This window comes from Cupriavidus pauculus (assembly GCF_022179805.1).
Lineage (GTDB): Bacteria > Pseudomonadota > Gammaproteobacteria > Burkholderiales > Burkholderiaceae > Cupriavidus > Cupriavidus pauculus_E.
In genome coordinates this window covers 354,011-376,119 of the sequence record NZ_BPUO01000002.1, presented here as the reverse complement: position 1 = coordinate 376,119, position 22,109 = coordinate 354,011, and the positions used below count along the sequence as shown (strand labels likewise).

The window sequence follows — 22,109 nt, the reverse complement described above, 5'->3', positions numbered from 1 at the left end:
GAAACAACACTTGCGGGATCGCAATTAAGCCGCCGCTTACCAGCGATCCACGCGGCCCTATAATGGGGCTCCGCCATCGGCCACGCGTCTAGCGTGGCCGATGGTCATTTCTTCACGGCGATGCCGCATCCGGCAGCCTGCTGTGGCCGTCTCTTCTCTTCTCGCCATGACACCCCGACAGTCGTCTCCGGTGTGGTTGCGCCTCTGGCATCGCTTTGCCGAGGTGGAACGCAACGCCTTTCTCGACGGCGCGCGTTTTTTCGCGCCCTCATTGCCCGCGGTATTTTCGTGGGGCCTGGTCACCGGGGTGGCCATGAGCAAATCGGCGCTGACCGTGCCCGAGGCCATCGGCATGTCGCTGCTGGTCTACGCGGGGTCGGCGCAACTGGCGGTGCTGCCGCTGTTCGCGGCGGGCATGCCGATCTGGACGGTGTGGCTCACGGCGGCCGTGGTCAACCTGCGCTTCGTGATCTTCAGCGCCGCGCTGCAGCCTCACTTCAATTACCTGCCGGCGTGGCGCCGTACGCTGCTGGGCTTCTTCAACGGCGACCTGCATTTTGTCTACTTCATGCAGCGCTATGCCGAGCCGGGCTACGCGCCGGGCAAGGAAGGGTATTTCTGGGGCATGGCGCTGATCAACGGCGCCACCTGGCAGGTGTCGTCGATCATCGGCATCGTGCTGGCCAGCCTGTTTCCCGATAGCTGGGGCCTGGCGCTGGCGGGCACGCTGGCGCTGATTCCGGTGATGATCGCGACGATCAACTCGCGGTCGACGCTGATGGCCGTGGTGGTGTCGGCGGTGGTGGCGCTGCTGTGCTTCGACCTGCCATACCGGCTGGCACTGGTGCTGGCTGTGGTGGCGGCCATCGCGGCCGGCATGGCCAGCGACGAGATGGCGGCGCGCGCCACGTTGCGCACCATCCGGCGCAGTTCCCGCCGCAAGGGCGGCCAGCCGACCGGAGACCAGGCATGAGCCATCTTGAAACCTGGATCGCCATCCTCGGCATGACCGTGGTGACCGTGCTGTCGCGCGCGCTGTTCCTGATGGCGGGCGAGCGTGTGACGGTGCCGGACCGCATCCAGCGCGCCCTGCGCTATGCGCCGGCTGCCGCGCTGGCTGCCATCATCCTGCCGGACCTTCTGACGTTCGAGGGACACTTCACGATCGGCCCCGGCAACGACAAGCTCATGGCCGGGATTGCCGCCACCGTTTGCTATGTGCTGACCAAACGCATGGTCGGCATGATCGCGGTGGGCATGGCGGTGTACACCGCGCTGCGACTGCTGGGCTAAACGATGTGGGCGGCGCGGCCGCCCGGTTCCGCCAGGATGCTGCCCAGGCGGGTCAGCAGGTGGGCCAGTTGGGCCTGCGTGCTGGTATTGGTCTTGGTGAAGATGGCCTTCAGTTGCGAACGCCCGGTTTCGCGCTTGATGCCCAGTTGCATGCAGGCATCGGGCAGGCCGATGCCGCTGGTCAGCAGCATGGCCAGCCGGGTTTCGGCCGGCGTCATGCCATAGAGGTCGCGCAGCACCGCCGGTGCGGTGCGCGGCGGGCCGCTGTTCTCATGGATGGCCACCAGCACCGGCTGTCCCTCCCATTCCGACGACAGGTACAACGGCTGCGTGAGCGCCACCGCCACGATCTGCGCCACACGGCCATCGGCGCCAACGGCCTGGATGGCCTGCGCAGGCTGCAGCGTGCCGGGATCGCACAGCGACCGCACCACGTCGGCGAACGGGCGCGACAGGCGCCAGCTACTGCCATTCATATTGACATTGACCGCGAGCGGGTCGGCGGGCTCGGTCGGCAGCAGCCGGCGCGTCCATGGCTCGCCGGCGGCGTTGGCCAGCAGGACCTTGCCCGTTTCAGTCAGCACGATCACGCCGAACGGCAGGCGGTTCAGCAGATCCGCCGAGACATGGCCCTGGGTGGCCACGCCGTGCGTGCGGTCGCGCAGGGCCAGGGCATCGCGCAGGTGGGGAATGGCCCAGTCCAGCGCGCGTGCGTCGGCCTCCGAATAGCCTTCCTCGCTGGCCGGCCGCTGGAGCGCCAGGTAGATCTCGTGCGTCGCACGGCGATCCACCAGGCAGGCCATGACCGACGTCAGCGCCACATCGTCGAACGACTCGCCCCGGAAGGCCTGGTGCCCCACCACGGCACCGGCCGTGTCGCGGCGGTCGATGTGCCAGCCCCCGACTGGCATGGCGCCGGAAATCGGCATGTCCTGGTGAATCTGGTAAGGCGGGGGCAGGATGGCTAGGTTGTCGGGCGCGCGATTGACCATATGGCGCACCCTTACGGTCTGCTGGCGTGTATCCAGCACCAGGAGAGACGCCTGGATGCTGCCGCTGGCTTCGCACAACGCATGCAGGCTGCGCTGCCACGCCAGCGGTTCGAATACGCCGAGATAGAGACCACGTATGGTCTCGTGCAGCTCACTGTCTTTCATCCGTGAGTCCTTCTTGTCCGTGGCGACGCGCAAAACGAATGGTTTCCGCTGCGCCTCGCGGGCCTGCAGAGGGTCGATGGTGTCGATGCTGCGGGGCTGCAGTCGAAAACGTGCTGCAGCAGGAAGAAAGGGGGGCAGCCTCCGTGGTGCGCAGAGGTTGGCCGAAATTGCCGGGCACGCACCGTCAGCGGCCCGGATGTCGATTCATGGGATGTGGATGGTTCGGTGACTGGATGGATGCTGTCACCCAGGACGCGCCCGCGCTGTCCGCACGTGGCGCTAGCGAGGATGCCCCTGTGCAAAACGCGGCGCATGCCGTGTATGTCGGCTTGCTCCATCTGACTACCCCCTTGCATTCTTACGGCGGTCCTTCCCCCATGTCCGTTATGCCGCGTCCGGGGGAATGGTGATGACCGGTCTATGCCGGTTATCGCAATTTTGTACCAAAACTATCAAAAATAGTCTGATTATCTGAATTTGCATATGTTTGGTACATTAGGGGGCTACATTACCCGAAGCGTCGAATGTCTTGGAAGATACGATGACCCCACCGAAGTAGGGTTTCTATCGTATCGCGATGTGATGTGTTGGCCGGACCGGGCCGCAAGGGCGCAAATCCGTAACGGCGATCAGGTAAAATGCCGGTTTTCCTGTTTTCTGTGGACGGCTGTATGCCGGCCCAGTCCCCGCTCTTATAGCCATGACCTCTGTCCTGCGTCTTACCGATCTCATTTCCCAAGGCAAAATCTCCGGCAAACGTGTGTTTATCCGTGCCGACCTGAACGTGCCGCAAGACGACGCAGGCAATATCACCGAAGACACGCGCATCCGCGCCTCGGTGCCGGCCATCCAGGCTTGCCTCGATGCTGGCGCCGCCGTGATGGTGACGTCACACCTGGGCCGCCCGACCGAAGGCGAGTTCAAGCCCGAGGATTCGCTGGCCCCGATCGCCGCGCGCCTGTCCGAATTGCTGGGCAAGCCGGTGAAGCTGGTGCAGAACTGGGTGGACGGCGTGGAAGTGGCGCCGGGCCAGGTCGTGCTGCTGGAAAACTGCCGCGTGAACAAGGGTGAGAAGAAGAACAGCGACGAGCTGGCCCAGAAGATGGCCAAGCTTTGCGATGTGTACGTCAATGACGCATTTGGCACGGCCCATCGCGCCGAAGCCACCACGCACGGTATCGCCAAGTACGCCCCCGTAGCCTGCGCCGGCCCGCTGCTGGCCGCTGAAATCGACGCGCTGGGCCGCGCGCTGGGCCAGCCGGCCCGTCCGCTGGTGGCCATCGTCGCCGGCTCCAAGGTATCGACCAAGCTGACCATCCTGAAGTCGCTGGCCGACAAGGTCGACAACCTCGTGGTGGGTGGCGGCATCGCCAACACGTTCATGCTGGCCGCCGGCCTGAAGATCGGTAAGTCGCTGGCCGAGGCCGACCTGGTGGGCGACGCCAAGACCATCATCGACATCATGGCCGCGCGCGGCGCGTCGGTGCCGATTCCGGTGGACGTGGTCTGCGCCAAGGAATTCAGCGCCACGGCAGCCGCCACGGTCAAGGACGTCAAGGACGTGGCCGATGACGACATGATCCTGGACATCGGTCCGAAGACCGCCGCGATGCTGGCCGAGCAGCTCAAGGCCGCTGGTACCATCGTCTGGAACGGCCCGGTCGGCGTGTTCGAATTCGATCAGTTCGGTAACGGCACCAAGGTGCTGGCCGAAGCCATCGCCACGTCCAAGGCGTTCTCGATTGCCGGTGGCGGCGACACGCTGGCCGCCATCGCCAAGTACGGCATTGCCGACCGCATTGGTTACATCTCCACGGGTGGCGGCGCCTTCCTGGAATTCCTGGAAGGCAAGAAGCTGCCCGCGTTCGAAGTACTGGAGCAGCGCGCAGCGGCCTGAGCCGGCCGGCCCCTGACAGGCACCCAGCCCCGCAGCCCGAATCCGGAAACCGCAGGAACCCCAGGAAACCCCGAATGAGCCGCTCCACCAAGATCGTCGCAACGATTGGCCCCGCATCCAGCACGCTCGACGTGCTGACCCGCATGATCGCGGCCGGTGTCGACGTGGTACGCCTGAACTTCTCGCACGGTACCGCGCAGGACCATATCGACCGCGCGGCGCTGGTGCGCGAAGCCGCCGCCGCGTGCGGCCGCGAGGTGGCCATCATGGCCGACCTGCAGGGCCCCAAGATCCGCGTGGGCAAGTTCGAGAACGGCAAGATCACGCTGAAGACCGGCGACGCCTTCGTGCTCGATTCCACCTGTGAGGTGGGCAACCAGGAGCGCGTGGGGCTGGACTACAAGGACCTGCCGCGCGACGTGGGCCCCGGCGACGTACTGCTGCTCAACGACGGCCTGATCGTGCTGGTCGTGGACCGCGTGATCGGCAACGAGATCTTCACCACGGTGCGCGTGGGCGGTGACCTGTCCAACAACAAGGGCATCAACCGCCAGGGCGGCGGGCTGTCGGCGCCGGCGCTGACCGCCAAGGACATGGAGGACATCAAGACCGCCATGTCGCTGGCCGCCGACTACGTGGCCGTGAGCTTCCCGAAGAACGCCACCGACATGGAAATGGCGCGCCAGCTGGCCAACGTGGCCGGCCAGCCGCACGGCCACAAGGCGCGCATGATCGCCAAGATCGAGCGTGCCGAGGCCATCCGCCCGGGCGTGCTGGAGGAAATCCTCGGCGCGTCGGACGGCATCATGGTGGCGCGCGGTGACCTGGCCGTGGAAGTGGGCAACGCGGCCGTGCCGGCGCTGCAGAAGCGCATGATCCGGCTGGCGCGTGAAGCCAACAAGCTGACGATCACAGCCACGCAGATGATGGAAAGCATGATCGTCAACCCGGTGCCGACGCGCGCCGAGGTGTCGGACGTGGCCAACGCCGTGCTGGACGGCACCGACGCCGTGATGACGTCGGCCGAGACCGCCGCGGGCCGCTATCCGGTGGAAACGGTCGAGGCCATGGCCGCGATCTGCCTGGAAGCCGAGAAGTCCGAGGTAGTGCAGCTCGACACCGATTTCCTGAACCAGACGTTCTCGCGCATCGACCAGTCGATTGCCATGGGTGCGCTGTTCACGGCCTATCATCTAGGCGTGAAGGCGATTGCCGCGCTGACCGATTCGGGCGCCACCGCCTTGTGGATGAGCCGTCACCGCATCCACGTGCCGATCTATGCCATGACGCCCAACCTGGCGTCGCAGCGCAAGATGCAGCTCTACCGCAATGTGGTGCCGCTGCCGCTGCAGTCGAGCACGGACCGCGACGAGGCGCTGGAGCAGGCCGAGGAGCTGCTGCTGGCGCAGGGCGCGGTGCAGCATGGCGATTTCATTGTGCTGACGATCGGCGAGCCGATGGGCCAGGCCGGCGGCACGAACACGCTGAAGATCGTGAGGGTCGGCAGCAAGTTCAAGTAGAGATTGACGTCCGGTGTGGCGCGCTGCACGGACGGCGCGCCACGGATGCGCGAGCCTGCCCGGCGCGGCATCGATAAAAACGATCAGATACCCATTTTTTTATTCAGGAGTTAGACATGCCACTCGTATCCATGCGCCAGCTGCTGGACCATGCCGCCGAGAACAGCTACGGCCTGCCGGCCTTCAACGTGAACAACCTGGAGCAGGTGCAGGCCATCATGCAGGCCGCCGATGAGGTCAATGCCCCGGTGATCATGCAAGCCTCGGCCGGTGCACGCAAATACGCTGGCGAGCACTTCCTGCGTCACCTGATCGAAGCCGCCGTGGAAGCCTACCCGCACATCCCCGTGGTGATGCACCAGGATCACGGCCAGTCGCCGGCCATCTGCCAGGGCGCGATCGACCTGGGCTTCTCGTCGGTGATGATGGACGGTTCGCTGCGCGAAGACGGCAAGACCCCGGCCGAGTACGAGTACAACGTCGACGTGACCCGCAAGGTGGTGCAACTGGCCCACGCCGTGGGCGTGACCGTGGAAGGCGAACTGGGCTGCCTGGGCTCGCTGGAAACCGGTGAAGCGGGCGAAGAAGACGGTATCGGCGCCGAAGGCGTGCTGGACCACTCGATGCTGCTGACCGATCCGGAGCAGGCCGCCGACTTCGTCAAGGCCACCCAGCTTGACGCCCTGGCCATCGCCATCGGCACGTCGCACGGCGCCTACAAGTTCACGCGCAAGCCCACCGGCGACATCCTGGCCATCAGCCGCATCAAGGAAATCCACGCCCGCATCCCGAACACGCACCTGGTGATGCACGGTTCGTCGTCGGTGCCGCAGGAACTGCTGGAAGAAATCCGCAAGTTCGGTGGCGACATGAAAGAAACGTACGGCGTGCCGGTGGAAGAAATCCAGGAAGCCATCAAGTTCGGCGTGCGCAAGATCAACATCGACACCGACATCCGTCTGGCGATGACCGGCGCGATCCGCCGCTTCTTTGCCGAGAACCCGAGCAAGTTCGACCCGCGCGAGTACCTGAAGCCGGCCCGCGAAGCCGCCAAGCAGGTTTGCAAGGCCCGCTACATCGCCTTCGGTTGCGAAGGCCAGGCCAGCAAGATCAAGTCGGTGTCGCTGGTCGACATCGCTGGCCAGTACAAGGCAGGCAAGCTCGCCCAGGTGGTGCAGTAAATCGAATCGCCGCCCCGCCCGCCGCCGATGCGCGCGGGGCGTTTGTACTTCATGGGGCTTCGCCATACGCACGAAGCCCCGCTTGTTTTTCAGCCGCAGCCGCTTTCACACCATGTCTGACGCCCTCTACGAATCCTCCATCCAGTCCCTGCCGCTGCTCGGCAAGGGCAAGGTCCGCGACAACTACGCCGTCGGCGACGACAAGCTGCTGATCGTGACGACCGATCGCCTGTCGGCATTCGACGTGATCCTGGGCGAGCCGATTCCGGCCAAGGGCCGAGTGCTGAACCAGATGGCGAACTTCTGGTTCCGCAAGCTCGCGCACATCGTGCCGAATCACGAGACCGACGTGACCGCCGAAAGCGTGGTGGCGGCGAACGAAGTGGCGCAGGTCAAGGGCCGCGCCGTGGTGGTGAAGCGCCTGAAGCCGATCCTGGTGGAAGCGGTGGTGCGCGGCTACCTGGCCGGCAGTGGCTGGAAGGATTACCAGGCTACGGGCAAGGTCTGCGGCATCGAACTGCCGGCCGGCCTGCAGAACGCGCAGAAGCTGCCCGAGCCGATCTTCACGCCGGCGGCCAAGGCCGAGATGGGCGAGCACGACGAGAACATCTCGTTCGACGAGGTGGAGCAGCGCATTGGCGCCGAGCTGGCCGCGAAGATGCGCGACATCTCGATCCGCCTGTACAAGGAAGCGTCGGAGTACGCGGCCACGCGCGGCATCATCATCGCCGACACCAAGTTCGAATTCGGCCTGGACGATGACGGCACGCTGACGCTGATGGACGAGGTGCTGACCGCCGATTCGTCGCGCTTCTGGCCGGCCGATTCGTACCAGGTGGGCACCAACCCGCCGTCGTTCGACAAGCAGTTCGTGCGCGACTGGCTGGAAGCCGTGCGCATCGACGGCAAGCCGTGGCCCAAGACCGCCCCGGCGCCGAAGCTGCCCGAGGACGTGGTGCAGAAGACGGCTGACAAGTACAAGGAAGCACTGACCCGCCTGACCGGCGAGCAGCTGCAGTAAGGCGCAAGGAAAGAACAGACATGAGCAACGCAGCAAAGCCGGTGGTGGGCGTGGTGATGGGCAGCAGTTCCGACTGGGACGTGATGCAGCACGCCGTGGCCATGCTCAAGGATTTCAACGTGGCGTTCGAAGCGCAGGTGGTATCCGCGCACCGCATGGCCGACGACATGTTCCGCTATGCCGAATCGGCGCGCGGCCGTGGCATCCGCGCGATCATCGCCGGTGCCGGCGGCGCGGCGCACCTGCCGGGCATGATCGCCGCCAAGACGATCGTGCCGGTGTTCGGCGTGCCGGTGCCGTCGAAGTACCTGCGCGGCGAGGATTCGCTGCTGTCGATCGTGCAGATGCCCAAGGGCGTGCCGGTAGCCACGTTCGCGATTGGCGAGGCGGGCGCGGCCAACGCCGCCCTGCACGCGATTGCCACGCTGGCCACCACCGACGACGCGCTGGCCAGCGCGCTGGAAGCATTCCGCGCCAAGCAGACCGAAGCCGCGCGCGCGATGACCCTGCCTGTTTAAAAGTTGTAAGCCACAGAAGCCTTCAGCCATGCCGACCGATATCCATCCCTACCTGTCCGAAGCACATACGCCGGAGTCGCGCGCCGAATTCGGCGTGGACAATCCCAGCTCGCCGATCCTGCCCGGCGCCTGGCTGGGCATGCTCGGCGGCGGCCAGCTGGGCCGCATGTTCACGCATGCGGCGCAGTCGATGGGCTATCGCGTGTGCGTGCTCGACCCGGACCAGGACAGCCCCGCCGGCAACGTCGCGGACCGCCATATCTGCGCTACGTACACCGATGAGGCTGCGCTGGCCGAAGTGGCAAGGCTGTGCGAAGCGGTGAGCACCGAATTCGAGAACGTGCCGTCGATCTCGCTGGACCGCCTGGAGCAGGCCGGCGTGTTCGTGGCGCCGCGCGGCTACTGCGTGTCGATTGCGCAGAACCGTATTGGCGAGAAGAAGTTCTTTGCCTCGTGCGCCGAGCGCACGGGCGTGCCGCCGGCCCCGCACTGGGTGATCCAGCACGATGCCGATGTGGACAACGTGCCCGACATCGTGCTGCCCGGCATTCTGAAGACCGCGCGCATGGGCTACGACGGCAAGGGCCAGGCGCGCGTGAAGACGCGCGACGACGTGCGCGCCGCATGGAAGGCCATGCAGCATGTGCCGTGCGTGCTGGAGCAGATGCTGCCGCTGGCCTACGAAGTGTCGGTGCTGGCCGCGCGTGCCGCCGATGGCACCACGGCTACCTGGCCGCTGGCGGAGAACGTGCACCGCGACGGCATCCTGTTCTCGACGACCATGCCGTCGACGAGCGTGTCCGACGACATCGCCACGCGCGCACGCGCCGCCGCCGCCACGATCACGTCGGAAATGGGTTACGTGGGCGTGCTCTGCATCGAATTCTTCGTGCTGACCGATGGCACGCTGGTGGCCAATGAAATGGCCCCGCGTCCGCACAACTCGGGCCACATCACGATGGACGCCTGCGAGACCAGCCAGTTCGAGCAGCAGGTACGCGCCATGGCACGCCTGCCGCTGGGCAGCACGCGCCAGCATTCGGCAGGCAAGATGCTGAACCTGCTGGGCGATTGCTGGTTCGAGTTCGGCCTGGAGCGTACGCCCGCCTGGGACGAGGTGATGGCGCAGGCCGGCGCCAAGCTGCACCTGTACGGCAAGAACGACGCGCGTCCGTCGCGCAAGATGGGCCACGTGAACTGCGTGGGCGAGCATGCGGAGGCGGCGGGTGCCGCGTTCGACGCCGCCGCGCGTGCCCTGCATATCCCGCTCTGAGTATCGATGTCCTCACGCATGCCAACGGCCGCCGAGCTTGACGAAGCGGTGCGCCTGCTCGAAGCCGGCCAGCTCGTGGCCTTTCCGACCGAAACGGTCTACGGCCTGGGCGCCGACGCCGAGAACCCCGAGGCGCTGGCGCGCATCTACGCCGCCAAGGGCCGGCCGTCGAACCATCCGGTGATCGTCCACGTGGTGGATGGCGGCGACGTCAGCTACTGGACCGACGATGTCCCCGAAGCGGCGCAAAAGCTGATCGATGCCTTCTGGCCCGGTCCGCTGACGATCATCCTGAAGCGCGCGGCGCATATTCCGGCGGCCGTGGCTGGCGGACAGGACAGCATCGGCTTGCGCTGCCCGTCGCATCCGGTGGCCCAGGCGCTGCTGTCGCGCTTCAAGCGCGGCCGTGGCGGCATTGCCGCGCCATCGGCCAACAAGTTCGGCCAGGTCAGCCCGACGACGGCCGAGCACGTGCGTGACGAATTCGGCGGCGCTGTCTATGTGCTGGAAGGCGACGGTGTGGACGTCGGCATCGAATCGTCGATCGTGGATCTGTCCCGCCTGGATACGGCCGGCCCGGTGCTGCTGCGCCCCGGCGCGATCACGGCGGCGATGATGGCCGACGTGCTCGGCACCACGCCGCTGCCGCCCGACGCTGCGGCACCACGTGCCTCGGGCACGCTGAAGGCTCACTACGCCCCGCGCACCACGCTGACGCTGGCCCACGCCGAGGCGTTGCCCCAGTTACTGCATGGCCTGACCGAAGGCGGCCGCCTGGCGTTTGTTGGCAAGACTGCGGTGGGTACGGATCAGCGCTGCGTGTTCGTCGAAGCACCGGCGACGCCGGACGCCTATGCGCAAGCGCTGTATGGTCTGCTGCGCAAGCTCGACAAGGAAGGTTTCCAGCGGCTGGTGTTCGAACCGGTTCCCGACTCGCACGAGTGGGATGGGGTACGCGACCGCCTGGGCCGCGCTGCGGCGGCATTCGAGTAATTCGCGGGTTTGCTCCCCTCTCCCTTCGGGGGGGAGCCAAAGCGCCCCCAGCATCAAATCAAGGCGCGCCGCGATACACCCACTGCATCAGCGCGTCATGCGCTTCCTGCGCGCCCGATGCGTTCGGGTGATTGATGTACGCCACCACCACATACCGCTCGCCATTGAGCGCGTCCACATAGCCGGCCAGCGCACGCACATCGGCCAGCGTTCCAGTCTTCAGATAGGCATTGCCCGCCGCGTTGGCGCGCGTCAGGCGATTGCGCAGCGTGCCGTCGACACCAAGCACCGGCAGCGAGTCGAGCAGGACCGGCCCCACGTTGCTGGCCAGCGCCTGTTGCAGCAGGCGCGCCATGTCATAGGCGCTGATGCGCTCGTCGCGTGACAGCCCCGAGCCGTTTTCCAGCACCAGCCCCGGCATGTCCAGGCCCTGCTTGGCCAGCCACTGATGGATGACGCGCGACGACTTCTCGGTGCTGGCCGGACCCTTGCGGTCCAGCTCCGCGCCAATCGTCAGGAACAGCTGGCGGGCCATCACGTTGTTCGAGAACTTGTTGATGTCGCGCACGATGTCGGCCAGCGGCTGGCCGTAGTGGCGCGCCAGCAGAAACGCACTGCGCGGCACCGCGCCACTGCGCAAGCCGGGCCAGCGGGCAAAGCGGCCACCGGCGTTCTGCCATTCGGCGACGAAGCCACCCCAGATGAAATCGCTGTGGCTCAGCGTGGCCAGGTTGACGATGTGCTCGCCGCAGTCGGCGGAATAACTGCCGTCAAACGACGCCACGACCGTGCCGTCGGGCTGCGGCACGATGCTGGGCGTGGCGCGCGTCTTCCAGTCGCCGCAGCGGCCGTTGGCCAGCGTCATGCGGTTGTCCACGCGCAGCTGGGCCAGTGCCGGCGTGACGGCCACGTCCACGGAGCGGTTGACAGCGTCCGGCGTGATCGTGAACGACAGCGTCTTGAACGCATAGAGCAGTGCGTCCGGATTCACGTTGTAGGCGCGCTGGGTCTCACCGTCGATCGTATAGCTGCCGTCCATGCCATCGGCAAAGAAGCTGCGGTCCAGCACCACGTCGCCGTTGATGGTGGTGGCGCCAGTTGCGCGCGCGGTGGACACCAGCTTGGCCATTTCCTCGGGTACCAGCTTGGGGTCGCCACGGCCGCGCAGATAGACGTTGCCGTTGATCACGCCATCCGGACCGGGCTGGCTGTCGGCGTAGAGCGACGTGAGCCAGCGGAACTCCGGCCCCAGCAGTTGCAAACCGGCGAACGTGGTGACCACCTTCATCGTCGACGCCGGGTTCATCGGCGTCTCGGCATTCCAGCTCACGCGAGCCTGCGGCGCGCCGACCTTGACGACGTAGAAGCTGGCCGCCGACAACGGCACATGGGCACGGCGCAGCGCCGTGGTGACCGTCGACGGCAACCCCGAGCGCGCAGCAGCGGGATCGGCCGGCGCGGCGGCCACGCGGGCAGCACCTGCCGTCGCGGCGGTGGCCGTGGCAGCCTTGGCCGCAGTCGCGGCCTTGGTGGACCTGGTGTTCTTGACGGGTTTGGCCTGGGCTCCAGACAGGCCGAAGACGAGCAGCGTGGCCGCGATGATGGCGGGTGACAGGCTGCGGCGGAGCAGGGACGGGCGGATGGGCATGGCGTGCATGTTAACGCAACGCCCGGGGTGCCCGGATGACGTCATGCGGCCGATTCAGGCCGTATTTCTTGCGGGAGGTCGACCACGCGCCGCGTGGCCGGACCTCCGGGTCAGTTCGCCGACTGGCAATCGCGCGTGGCCGGGTTTGCCTTGGCGTTCGGCGTGGCGTTCGGAATCGGGAACACCACGTCATAGGCCCAGTTGTAGAAGAACGCGTAGACCATGTAGTAACCGGCCACGGCGATGTCCATGATGAACGCGTCGACCAGGCCGATGCCCAGGTACCAGGCCACCGACGGCAGGAACACGATCAGCAGGCCGCCTTCGAACAGGATGGCGTGCAGCACGCGGATCGGCGTGGACTTCTTCAACTGCCCGGTGAAGCGCAGCATCGCGCGGTCGAACAGGATGTTGTAGATGTAATTCCACGTGGCGGCGATCAGGGCCGCCACGGCGCCGACGATGCCCATCTGGTGCAGGTCGTAGCCAAACACCCAGCTCGCCAGCGGCGCGAAGGCAATCAGACCGATCACCTCGAAGCCGATGGTGTGACGGATACGGTCTGCGGTGGTGCGCATGAGATTCTCCAGATTCAAGCAATGGACCGCATTCTATCGGCGCGACAGCTAACCGCAAGTTAGATACCATCCAAAAATCCGATAGATGGCCTGAGCGGGAGTCCGTGCGATGAGTTTGTCCCTTGAGCAACTACAGGCATTTGCCGCTGCCGCCGAGACTGGCTCGTTCTCCGCGGCTGCCCGCCAGCTGGGCAAGGCGCAGTCGGTGATCAGCGCGGCCGTCGCCAACCTGGAAGTCGATCTCGATACCGCGCTGTTCGACCGCAGCGCGCGCTATCCGGTAATGACCCCGGCCGGCGAACGGCTGCTGCTGGAGGCGCGCGTGATCCTGGAGCGCTGCGAGCACTTTCGCGGCGTGGCCAAGAGCCTGGGCGAGGGCGTGGAATCGCGCCTGACGCTCGCCGTCGACGAGCTGTATCCCGAAGAAACGCTGGGCGAACTGCTGACCGAGTTCTCGCAGCGCTTTCCGTCGGTCGAACTCGAAATCCTGTTCCCGCTGATGGAGGACGTCAGCCGCCTGGTGCTGAGCCAGTGCGCGGACCTGGGCATCATGTGGCGCCAGGAAATCCTGCCGCCCGAACTGGGCTTCCACGCGCTGGGCTGGGTGCCGATGCCCATCGTCTGCGCGCCCGACCACCCGCTGGCATCACAGCCGCGCGTCGACTTCGAGGAACTGAAGCGCTATCGCCAGCTGATGGTGGCTACGCGCAGCGACAGCGAGGAAAAGAAACGCCTGCGCGTGGCCGCCGAAGTGTGGTGGGTGGAAAGCCAGTGGGTCATCGTCGAACTGGTCAAGCGCCGCCTGGGCTGGGCTTTCGTCCCCTGGCACGTGGCCGCCAACTCGCCCGCCGCGGCCGAGCTGGTGTCCCCGCAACTGACCTTCCAGGACCAGGACTGGCCCGTGGCGATGGAACTGGTCTGGCACAAGCAGCGCCCGCTGGGCAAGGCGGCGACTTGGCTGAAGGAACGGGTCAGCCAGCAACCGTTGCCGGTGCCGGAGGGGCGGTAGTGATGTAGGTCGATGCCGACTGCGCCAGTGCCGCTACTGCGCCAACGGCGCCGCATCGGAGGGATTCGTGCCAGCCTTCCCCACCTCCACGTCATACCCATGCCACCCGCCGCCCAGCGCCTTGATCAGCGTGACGGCTGCGGTGTACTGGCGATTCATGATGCTCAGTGTGGTGTTCTCCGCCGTGTAGGCCGCCGTCTGCGCGGTCAGCACGTCGAGCAGGCCGGCGGTGCCGGCCTTGTAGCGGTTGTTGACCAGTGCCAGCGCCTCGCGTGCCGAGCGCAGCGCGTCGCCCTGGACCGTGGCTTCCTGTTCCAGTACGCGGGCCGCGGCCAGGTTGTTCTCGACTTCCTGGAAGGCTTCGAGCACGGTCTGCCGGTAGTTGGCCACGGTTCCGTCATAGGCGGCCACGGCCTGGGCCTTGGCGGCGCTGCGCAGGCCGCCGTCGAAGACGGTGCCGGCCAGGCCCGCGCCCACTGACCACACGCGGTCGGGCAGCGATATCCAGCGCGCCAGCGTGCCGGCCGTGAGGCCGCCTGTGGCCGACAGCGACAGCGTCGGGTAGTAGGCGGCCTGGGCCACGCCGATATCGGCGTTGGCCGATGCCATGCGGCGCTCGGCCGCAGCGATATCGGGGCGGCGTTCCAGCATCTGCGAGGGCACGGCCACCGGCACCACGGGGACCAGGCTCTGCGTATCGGCCGGAGCGATGTTCAGTTCCGAAGGCGGCCGGCCGATCAGCACCGCAATCGCGTGCTCCAGTTGCGCGCGGCTGATCTGGATGTCGAGTTGCTGGGCCTGGGCCGACTTGAGCTGGGTCTCGGATTGCAGCACGTCGGATCGTTGCGCGGTGCCGGCCTTGTACTGGTTCTGCACGAGCTGCAGCGACTTGGCGTAGTCGGCCACGGTGCGATCCAGCAGTGCGCGCTGGGCATCGGCCACGCGCAGCGAGAAGTAGCTTTGCGCGAGCGTGGCCTGCGTGGACAGCAACGTCGACGCCAGATCGGCCTGGCTGGCCTGTGCACCGGCTTCAGCGCCTTCCACCTGCCGGCGGATGCGGCCCCAGATGTCGATTTCCCAGCTTGCCGACAGCGTGGCGTTCTGCCCGTTGATGACGTGTCCGGCCGAACTCGACTTGCCGCGCGAGACGCCCGCGTTGGCGCCCACGGTCGGGAAGTAGCCCGCGCGCGCGGCAGCCAGCGATGCCGTGGCCTGGCGGTAGGCGGCTTCGGCCGCCTTGATGTTCTGGTTCGACACCTGCACCTGCGACATCAAGCCGTCGAGCGTCGGGTCGTTGAAGACACGCCACCAGTCGGGGCGGCCCATGACGTCCTGCGGCTCGGCGGTTTTCCAGTCGCCGGTCCAGGTGGGCATGGCTTCGCTGGCTTCCTTGAACGCCTTGGGCACGGGGGCATCGGGGCGCTTGTAGTCGGGGCCCACGGCGCAGCCGGTCAGCAGCGCGCAGGCCAGTGCAACCACCGAAAAAGTATGAAAAGGTCGAATCATGGCAATGGCCTTCTTCAGTGTTCCAGGTGCGGCGCGGGGTTGTCGCCGCGTCGCTGCCGGCGCGCGCGCCAGGCATTGACCTTCAGGCGCCAGCGGTCGAGCGTCAGGTAGACCACGGGCGTCGTGTAGAGCGTCAGCAGCTGGCTGACCACCAGGCCGCCGACGATCGAGATGCCCAGCGGCGCGCGCAGCTCGGCGCCATCGCCGCGCCCCAGCGCCAGCGGAATCGCGCCCAGCAGGGCGGCCGCCGTGGTCATCATGATCGGCCGGAAGCGCAGCAGGCAGGCGCGGTAGATCGCTTCGCGCGGCTTCAGGCCGTCGCGGCGTTCGGCGTCGATGGCGAAGTCGATCATCATGATCGCGTTTTTCTTGACGATGCCGATCAGCAGGATCACACCGATCAGCGCGATGATGCTGAACTCGGTCTTGAACAGCAGCAGCGCCAGCAGCGCCCCCACGCCGGCCGACGGCAGCGTCGACAGGATCGTCAGCGGATGCACGTAGCTCTCGTAGAGGATGCCCAGCACGATGTAGATCGTGATGATGGCCGCCAGGATCAGCAGCGGCTGGCTCTTGAGCGAATCCTGGAACGCCTTGGCGCCGCCAGCGAAATTGGCCTGCAGCGTTTCGGGTGCGCCGATCTGCGCCATCGCCAGCTTGATCGCATCGGTGGCCTGCGACAGCGAATAGCCTTCGGCCAGGTTGAACGAGATGGTCGACGCGGCGAACTGGCCCTGGTGGTTCACGCCGAGCGGCGTGCTGGTTGGCGTCACGCGCGCGAACGCCGACAGCGGCACGCGGTTGCCGCCGCCCGTGACCACGTAGATGTCCTGCAGCGCATGCGGCCCCTGCAGGTATTCCGGACTCAGCTCCATCACCACGCGGTACTGGTTCAGCGGGTGGTAGATCGTCGACACCAGCCGCTGGCCGAAGGCGTCGTTCAGGATCGCATCGATCTGCTGCGTCGTGACGCCGAGTTTCGACGCCGTGTCGCGGTCGATGATCACCGACGTCTGCAGGCCCTTGTCGTTGGTGTCGGTATCCACATCCTCCAGCCCCTTGATGTTCGATATCGCCGCGCGTACCTTGGGCTCCCACGCGCGCAGCACCTCCAGGTCATCGGACTGCAGCGTGAACTGGTAGGCCGAACTGCTCTGGCGTCCGCCGATTCGGATGTCCTGCACCGGCGTCAGGAACAGGCTTGCACCGGGCTCCTTGGCCAGCTTGATACGCAGCCGCGCGACGATCTGGTCGGCGGTTTCGGGGCGCTCGGACAGCGGCTTCAGCGTGACGAACATCTGCCCCGTATTGCGCTGCGAGCCGCCGGTGAAGCCCGTGACATTGACCACGGCCGGGTCGGACTGCACGATCTTGATGAAGTTGTCGAGCTTGGTGCGCATCAGCTGGAACGACGTGGCCTGGTCCGCGCGGATAAAGCCGATCAGGCGCCCGGTGTCCTGCTGCGGGAAAAAGCCCTTGGGCACGATCACGTACAGATACACATTCAGCGCAATCGTCAGCAACAGCACGATCCAGACGATTGGGCCATGGCGCAGCGCCACTGCCAGCGTGCGGCCGTAGGCGTCCTGCATCCACGTGAACACGCGCTCGCTGGACCGGAAGAAACGGCCTTGCGGATGTTCTTGCGCGGGCCGCAGCAGCCGCGCGCACATCATCGGCGTGGTGGTCAGCGACACCACCAGCGACACCAGGATGGCCACCGACAGCGTGATCGCGAATTCCTGGAACAGCCGCCCGACGATGCCACCCATCAGCAGCAGCGGAATGAACACGGCAATCAGCGACAGGCTCATCGACAGCACCGTGAAGCCCACCTCGCGCGCGCCACGCAGCGCGGCGGCCAGCGGCTTCATGCCTTCCTCGATGTGGCGCGAGATGTTCTCCAGCACCACGATGGCGTCGTCGACCACGAAGCCGGTGGCAATCGTCAGCGCCATCAGCGACAGGTTGTTCAGCGAGAACCCGGCCAGGTACATGATCGAGAACGTGCCCACCAGCGACACCGGCACGGCCACGCTGGGAATCAGCGTGGCGCGCACGTTGCGCAGGAACACGAACACCACCATGATCACCAGCGCCACCGAGATCATCAATGTATGCTCCACCTCGCGCAGCGACGCGCGGATGGTGGGCGTGCGGTCCATCATCACGTCCATCGAGATCGTGGCCGGGATCATCTTGCGCAGCGTCGGCAGCATGTCGTTCACGCGGTCGACGGTCTCGATGATGTTGGCGCCCGGCGACCGGTTCAGCACCAGCAGCACCGACGGCTTGCCGTTGGCCGAGCCGGCGTTGCGGATGTCCTGCACCGAATCCACCACGTTGGCCACGTCCTGCAGCCGCACCGGCACCGCGAACGAACTCGGTCCCGGATTGTTGTTGTTGCCGCCCGTGGCACCGGTGCTGATGGTCTGCGTGCCGCTGCTGGTGGTGATCGTGGTCGTGGTGATGCCGTTGACGGTCTTGGTGCTGACGTTGCCGCCCGCCGCCGCATTGGCCGTGCTCGCGATCAACGCGCCGGCCGACGTGGACGAGTAGGTACCAGGCGTGGCGTAGCGGATGATCAAGGGCATGTAGTCCTTGGCCGCCATCGCCTGGTCGTTGGCGTAGACCTGCCACGCGTTGTTGGTGTTGTCGAGAATGCCCAGCGGCCGGTTGGCGTTGGTCGCGCTGATGGTGTTGCGGACGTCTTCCAGCGAGATGCCGTAGTTGTTCAGCGCCGTGGGGTTCAGCTCCACGCGCACGGCCGGCAGCGACGAGCCGCCGATCGTGACCTGGCCCACGCCTTCCACCTGCGACAGCTTCTGCGCCAGGATGGTGGACGCCGCGTCGTAGAGCTGGCCGCGCGTCATCGTGGGCGACGTCAGCGCAATGATCATGATCGGCGCGTCGGCCGGGTTGACCTTACGATAGGTCGGGTTGTTCGGCAGGCTCGTGGGTAGCGTGGCACGCGACGCGTTGATGGCGGCCTGCACGTCGCGGGCCGCGCCGTCGATGTCGCGCGACAGGTCGAACTGCAGCGTCACGCGCGTGGAGCCCAGCGAGCTGCTCGACGTGATCTCGGTGACGCCTGCGATGGCGCCCAGCGCACGCTCCAGCGGCGTGGCCACGGTGGCGGCCATGGTTTCGGGGCTGGCACCGGGCAGCGACGCCGACACCGAGATCGTCGGAAAGTCCACCTGCGGCAGCGGCGACACCGGCAGCAGCCGGAACGCGGCCAGGCCCGCCAGCAGGATGCCGATGGTCAGCAGCGCGGTGGCGACGGGGCGATGGATGAAGGCGGCCGAGAGGTTCATCAGCGGTTCGGCTCCTGCGGATGCGGCGTCACCGGATGACCACCGCCACCATCACGTCCATCGTGCCCGTCGTCCTCGCCGGTGCCACCCTCGTTGGGGTCGCCGAACTTGCGGTTGCGCCAGTCCTTGAGACGATAGGCCACGCGGTCGAAGGCCAGGTAGATCACCGGCGTGGTGAACAGCGTCAGCACCTGGCTGACCAGCAGGCCGCCCACCATCGTGATACCGAGCGGACGACGCAGCTCCGACCCGATGCCGGTGCCCAGCATCATCGGCAACGCGGCCAGCAGCGCGGCCATGGTCGTCATCAGGATCGGCCGGAAGCGCAGCAGGCAGGCCTGGAAGATCGCGTCGTACGGCTTCATGCCCTGCTCGCGTTCGGCTTCCAGCGCGAAGTCGATCATCATGATCGCGTTCTTCTTGACGATACCGATCAGCAGGATGATGCCGATGATCGCGATGATGCCCAGATCCTGCTGGAACACCAGCAGCGCCAGCAACGCGCCCACGCCCGCCGAGGGCAGCGTGGACAGGATGGTCACCGGGTGGATCGTGCTTTCGTACAGCACGCCGAGCACGATGTACATGGTGACCACGGCGGCCAGGATCAGCCACAGCGTGTTGGACAGCGATGCCCGGAACGCCAGCGCAGCGCCCTGGAATTCGGTGGCCATCGAGATTGGCAGCCCGATTTCCTGCTCCACCTTGGTGATCTTGTCGACGGCGGCGCCCAGCGATTCGCCCGGCGCCAGGTTGAACGAGATGGTGGCGGCCGGGAACTGGCCCTGGTGGTTGATCACCAGCGGGCCAGTGCGCTCGGAAATGCGCGCGATGGACCCCAGCGGCACCTGCCCACCCGACGACGACGGCAGCCGCAGCTCGGCTAGCGACGCCGGGCTGGTGCGGAACTCGGGCATCGTCTCCAGCACCACGCGGTACTGGCTGGCCTGCGTGAAGATCGTCGAGATCAGCCGCTGGCCGAACGCGCTGTAGAGCGCGCTGTCGATCACGGCGGTGGTGATGCCGAAGCGCGCGGCGGCGTCGCGGTCGATTTCCACGAACGCGCGCAGGCCGTTGTTCTGCTGGTCGCTGGCCACGTCGCGCAACTCGGGTTCGCGCTGCAGACGTTCCACCAGCTTGGGCACCCATTCGGCCAGCACGGTCGGATCGGGATCTTCCACCGTGAACTGGTACTGCGTGCGCGCCACGCGGTCTTCGATGGTCAGGTCCTGCACGGGCTGCATGTAGAGCGACACGCCACCGAGCTTCTGGACGGACGCCTGCAGGCGGTCGGTCACCTCGGCCATCGAGTCGCGCTGGCCCTTGGGCTTCAGGTTGATCAGCATGCGCCCGGCGTTGATGGTCTGGTTGGTGCCATCCACGCCAATGAACGACGACACGCTGGCCACGGCCGGGTCTTCCAGAATCACCTTCTGGACGGCTTCCTGCTTGCGGCCCATCGACTGGAACGAACTGGTCTGCGCTGCCTCGGTAATGGCCTGGATCACGCCCGTGTCCTGCACCGGGAAGAAGCCCTTGGGCACCACCAGGTAGAGCAGGCCGGTCAGCACCAGCGTGCCGACGGCCACCACCAGCGTGGCGGTCTGGCGCGCCAGCACCCATTCCAGCGCATGGCCGTACTTCTCGATCACGTTGTCGAAGAAGCGGCCGGTGGCCAGGTGGAAGCGCGACTGCTCGCTCTCCGGCACGTGGCGCAGCAGGCGCGCGCACATCATCGGCGTCAGCGTCAGCGATACCACGGCGGAGATCAGGATCGACACCGCCAGCGTGATGGCGAACTCGCGGAACAACCGGCCCACCACGTCGCCCATGAACAGCAGCGGAATCAGCACGGCCACCAGCGAGAACGTCAGCGAGATGATCGTGAAGCCGATCTGCTTCGACCCCTTCAGCGCGGCTTCCATCGGGGAATCGCCTTCCTCGATGTAGCGCATGATGTTCTCGATCATCACGATGGCGTCATCCACCACGAAGCCCGTGGCAATGGTCAGCGCCATCAGTGTGAGGTTGTTGATCGAGAAGCCTGCCAGGTACATCACACCAAACGTGCCCACCAGCGACAGCGGCACGGCCACGCCCGGGATGATCGTGGCCGACAGGTTGCGCAGGAAGACGAAGATCACCATCACCACCAGCGCGATGGCCAGCAGCAGCTCGAACTCCACGTCCTTGACCGAGGCGCGGATCGTGGTGGTGCGGTCGGTCAGCATCTGCACGTGCACCGACGCCGGCAGCGCCGACTGCAGTTGCGGCAGCAGCGTCTTGATGCGGTCCACCACCTCGATCACGTTGGCGCCGGGCTGGCGCTGGATGTTGACCACGATGGCCGGCTTGGCATTGGCCCACGCGGCCAGGCGGCTGTTCTCGGGGCCGTCGATGATCTCGGCCACGTCGGTGATGCGGATCGGCGCGCCGTTCTGGTAGCCGATGATGATCTGCTTGTACTCGTCGGCGGACTTGAGCTGGTCGTTGGCGTCGATGGTGGACGCGCGCGACGGGCCGTCGAAGCTGCCCTTGGCGCCATTGACGTTGGCGCTGCCGATGGCGGTGCGCAGGTCGTCGATCGACATGCCCAGGTTGGCCAGCGCGGTGGGGTTGGCCTGGATGCGTACGGCGGGGCGCTGGCCGCCACTGATGGTGACCAGGCCCACGCCCTGGATCTGCGAGATCTTGGCGGCCACGCGGGTGTCCACCATGTCCTGCAGCTTGGGCAGCGGCAGGGTGTCCGACGTCATCGCCAGCGTCATGATCGGCGCGTCGGCCGGGTTGACCTTGCTGTAGACCGGCGGCATCGGCAGGTCGGCCGGCAGCAGGTTGCCGCCGGCGTTGATGGCCGCCTGCACTTCCTGCTCGGCCACGTCCAGCGACAGCGTCAGTTCGAACTGCAGCGTGATGACCGATGCGCCGCCCGACGACGACGAGGACATCTGCTTGAGCCCCGGCATCTGGCCGAACTGGCGCTCCAGCGGCGCGGTGACCGACGACGTCATCACGTCGGGGCTGGCGCCGGGGTAGAGCGTGGTGACCTGGATGGTCGGGTAATCGACCTCAGGCAGCGCCGAGAGCGGCAACAGCTTGAACGCGAGCAACCCCGACAGCAGGATGGCCAGCATCAGCAGTGCCGTCGCAACCGGCCGTTCGATAAAGATGCGTGAGGGATTCATGCCGCTTACCTGT

The 22,109-nt window shown here is 66.3% G+C and carries 16 protein-coding genes; 10 read left to right on the top strand and 6 right to left on the bottom strand.

Going from position 1 to position 22,109, the window contains the following annotated elements; genetic code table 11:
- Nucleotides 1-166: 166 nt before the first annotated feature.
- Both MFF62_RS05330 and MFF62_RS05325 read left to right on the top strand, forming a co-directional pair.
- Nucleotides 167-973, top strand: a complete 807-nt coding sequence (locus MFF62_RS05330; protein WP_238260923.1) for an AzlC family ABC transporter permease — start codon at nucleotides 167-169, stop codon at nucleotides 971-973.
- Entirely contained in the window at nucleotides 970-1,293 is a 324-nt protein-coding gene (locus tag MFF62_RS05325) for an AzlD domain-containing protein (RefSeq protein WP_238260921.1), read from the top strand. Before MFF62_RS05330 ends, MFF62_RS05325 begins: the two co-directional genes overlap by 4 nt.
- Here MFF62_RS05325 and MFF62_RS05320 read toward each other — a convergent pair.
- Entirely contained in the window at nucleotides 1,290-2,450 is a 1,161-nt protein-coding gene (locus MFF62_RS05320) for a helix-turn-helix transcriptional regulator (RefSeq protein ID WP_238260919.1), read from the bottom strand. The two genes, MFF62_RS05325 and MFF62_RS05320, sit on opposite strands and share 4 nt — an antisense overlap.
- Before the next feature lie 700 nt (nucleotides 2,451-3,150).
- Here MFF62_RS05320 and MFF62_RS05315 point away from each other — a divergent pair.
- The 7 genes from MFF62_RS05315 to MFF62_RS05285 all read left to right on the top strand — a co-directional run bounded on the left by MFF62_RS05315 (nucleotide 3,151) and on the right by MFF62_RS05285 (nucleotide 10,853).
- On the top strand, nucleotides 3,151-4,347 hold the full coding sequence (locus MFF62_RS05315) for a phosphoglycerate kinase (RefSeq protein WP_238260917.1): 1,197 nt from the start codon (nucleotides 3,151-3,153) through the stop codon (nucleotides 4,345-4,347).
- A 74-nt stretch (nucleotides 4,348-4,421) separates the two neighbouring features.
- Nucleotides 4,422-5,867, top strand: coding sequence for a pyruvate kinase (pyk, locus tag MFF62_RS05310; protein ID WP_238260915.1), 1,446 nt, complete (start codon nucleotides 4,422-4,424; stop codon nucleotides 5,865-5,867).
- Between the two features lie 116 nt (nucleotides 5,868-5,983).
- Nucleotides 5,984-7,048, top strand: coding sequence for a class II fructose-bisphosphate aldolase (gene fba, locus MFF62_RS05305; RefSeq protein ID WP_238260913.1), 1,065 nt, complete (start codon nucleotides 5,984-5,986; stop codon nucleotides 7,046-7,048).
- Nucleotides 7,049-7,160: 112 nt separating this feature from the next.
- On the top strand, nucleotides 7,161-8,069 hold the full coding sequence (locus MFF62_RS05300) for a phosphoribosylaminoimidazolesuccinocarboxamide synthase (protein ID WP_238260910.1): 909 nt from the start codon (nucleotides 7,161-7,163) through the stop codon (nucleotides 8,067-8,069).
- A gap of 20 nt (nucleotides 8,070-8,089) precedes the next feature.
- Nucleotides 8,090-8,587, top strand: coding sequence for a 5-(carboxyamino)imidazole ribonucleotide mutase (gene purE, locus MFF62_RS05295; protein ID WP_238260908.1), 498 nt, complete (start codon nucleotides 8,090-8,092; stop codon nucleotides 8,585-8,587).
- A 28-nt stretch (nucleotides 8,588-8,615) separates the two neighbouring features.
- Nucleotides 8,616-9,860 carry a 5-(carboxyamino)imidazole ribonucleotide synthase gene (locus MFF62_RS05290; protein ID WP_238260906.1) on the top strand — a complete coding sequence of 415 codons (1,245 nt, stop codon included), beginning with the start codon at nucleotides 8,616-8,618 and terminating at the stop codon, nucleotides 9,858-9,860.
- Nucleotides 9,861-9,866: 6 nt separating this feature from the next.
- Nucleotides 9,867-10,853: an L-threonylcarbamoyladenylate synthase gene (locus tag MFF62_RS05285; RefSeq protein ID WP_238260904.1), complete on the top strand. Its 987-nt coding sequence runs from the start codon at nucleotides 9,867-9,869 to the stop codon at nucleotides 10,851-10,853.
- 58 nt (nucleotides 10,854-10,911) lie between these two features.
- Here the strand turns inward: MFF62_RS05285 and dacB are convergent, their stop codons facing one another.
- Nucleotides 10,912-12,510 (bottom strand): D-alanyl-D-alanine carboxypeptidase/D-alanyl-D-alanine endopeptidase, encoded by a 1,599-nt coding sequence (gene dacB / locus MFF62_RS05280; RefSeq protein WP_238260902.1) that lies wholly within the window; start codon nucleotides 12,508-12,510, stop codon nucleotides 10,912-10,914.
- 101 nt (nucleotides 12,511-12,611) lie between these two features.
- Nucleotides 12,612-13,079: a PACE efflux transporter gene (locus MFF62_RS05275; RefSeq protein ID WP_238260900.1), complete on the bottom strand. Its 468-nt coding sequence runs from the start codon at nucleotides 13,077-13,079 to the stop codon at nucleotides 12,612-12,614.
- A gap of 109 nt (nucleotides 13,080-13,188) precedes the next feature.
- Between MFF62_RS05275 and MFF62_RS05270 the strand changes: the two genes are divergently transcribed.
- Nucleotides 13,189-14,088 (top strand): LysR family transcriptional regulator, encoded by a 900-nt coding sequence (locus MFF62_RS05270; RefSeq protein ID WP_238260897.1) that lies wholly within the window; start codon nucleotides 13,189-13,191, stop codon nucleotides 14,086-14,088.
- A gap of 33 nt (nucleotides 14,089-14,121) precedes the next feature.
- Here MFF62_RS05270 and MFF62_RS05265 read toward each other — a convergent pair whose 3' ends face one another.
- The 3 genes from MFF62_RS05265 to MFF62_RS05255 are packed head-to-tail and all read right to left on the bottom strand — an operon-like array spanning nucleotide 14,122 to nucleotide 22,096.
- Nucleotides 14,122-15,594, bottom strand: coding sequence for an efflux transporter outer membrane subunit (locus MFF62_RS05265; protein WP_238260894.1), 1,473 nt, complete (start codon nucleotides 15,592-15,594; stop codon nucleotides 14,122-14,124).
- Nucleotides 15,595-15,608: 14 nt separating this feature from the next.
- Nucleotides 15,609-18,911, bottom strand: coding sequence for an efflux RND transporter permease subunit (locus MFF62_RS05260; protein ID WP_238260893.1), 3,303 nt, complete (start codon nucleotides 18,909-18,911; stop codon nucleotides 15,609-15,611).
- Nucleotides 18,911-22,096, bottom strand: coding sequence for an MdtB/MuxB family multidrug efflux RND transporter permease subunit (locus tag MFF62_RS05255; RefSeq protein ID WP_238260890.1), 3,186 nt, complete (start codon nucleotides 22,094-22,096; stop codon nucleotides 18,911-18,913). Before MFF62_RS05255 ends, MFF62_RS05260 begins: the two co-directional genes overlap by 1 nt.
- Between the last annotated feature and the right edge of the window lie 13 nt (nucleotides 22,097-22,109).

Bases quoted from the DNA above. Each gene is read 5' to 3' on its own strand.
- MFF62_RS05275 (WP_238260900.1), bottom strand. From the start codon at position 13,079: ATGCGCACCACCGCAGACCGTATCCGTCACACCATCGGCTTCGAGGTG.
- MFF62_RS05260 (WP_238260893.1), bottom strand. From the start codon at position 18,911: ATGAACCTCTCGGCCGCCTTCATCCATCGCCCCGTCGCCACCGCGCTG.
- MFF62_RS05270 (WP_238260897.1), top strand. From the start codon at position 13,189: ATGAGTTTGTCCCTTGAGCAACTACAGGCATTTGCCGCTGCCGCCGAG.
- MFF62_RS05315 (WP_238260917.1), top strand. From the start codon at position 3,151: ATGACCTCTGTCCTGCGTCTTACCGATCTCATTTCCCAAGGCAAAATC.
- MFF62_RS05320 (WP_238260919.1), bottom strand. From the start codon at position 2,450: ATGAAAGACAGTGAGCTGCACGAGACCATACGTGGTCTCTATCTCGGC.
- MFF62_RS05290 (WP_238260906.1), top strand. From the start codon at position 8,616: ATGCCGACCGATATCCATCCCTACCTGTCCGAAGCACATACGCCGGAG.
- purE (WP_238260908.1), top strand. From the start codon at position 8,090: ATGAGCAACGCAGCAAAGCCGGTGGTGGGCGTGGTGATGGGCAGCAGT.
- dacB (WP_238260902.1), bottom strand. From the start codon at position 12,510: ATGCACGCCATGCCCATCCGCCCGTCCCTGCTCCGCCGCAGCCTGTCA.
- MFF62_RS05300 (WP_238260910.1), top strand. From the start codon at position 7,161: ATGTCTGACGCCCTCTACGAATCCTCCATCCAGTCCCTGCCGCTGCTC.
- MFF62_RS05325 (WP_238260921.1), top strand. From the start codon at position 970: ATGAGCCATCTTGAAACCTGGATCGCCATCCTCGGCATGACCGTGGTG.
- pyk (WP_238260915.1), top strand. From the start codon at position 4,422: ATGAGCCGCTCCACCAAGATCGTCGCAACGATTGGCCCCGCATCCAGC.
- fba (WP_238260913.1), top strand. From the start codon at position 5,984: ATGCCACTCGTATCCATGCGCCAGCTGCTGGACCATGCCGCCGAGAAC.
- MFF62_RS05285 (WP_238260904.1), top strand. From the start codon at position 9,867: ATGTCCTCACGCATGCCAACGGCCGCCGAGCTTGACGAAGCGGTGCGC.
- MFF62_RS05265 (WP_238260894.1), bottom strand. From the start codon at position 15,594: ATGATTCGACCTTTTCATACTTTTTCGGTGGTTGCACTGGCCTGCGCG.
- MFF62_RS05330 (WP_238260923.1), top strand. From the start codon at position 167: ATGACACCCCGACAGTCGTCTCCGGTGTGGTTGCGCCTCTGGCATCGC.
- MFF62_RS05255 (WP_238260890.1), bottom strand. From the start codon at position 22,096: ATGAATCCCTCACGCATCTTTATCGAACGGCCGGTTGCGACGGCACTG.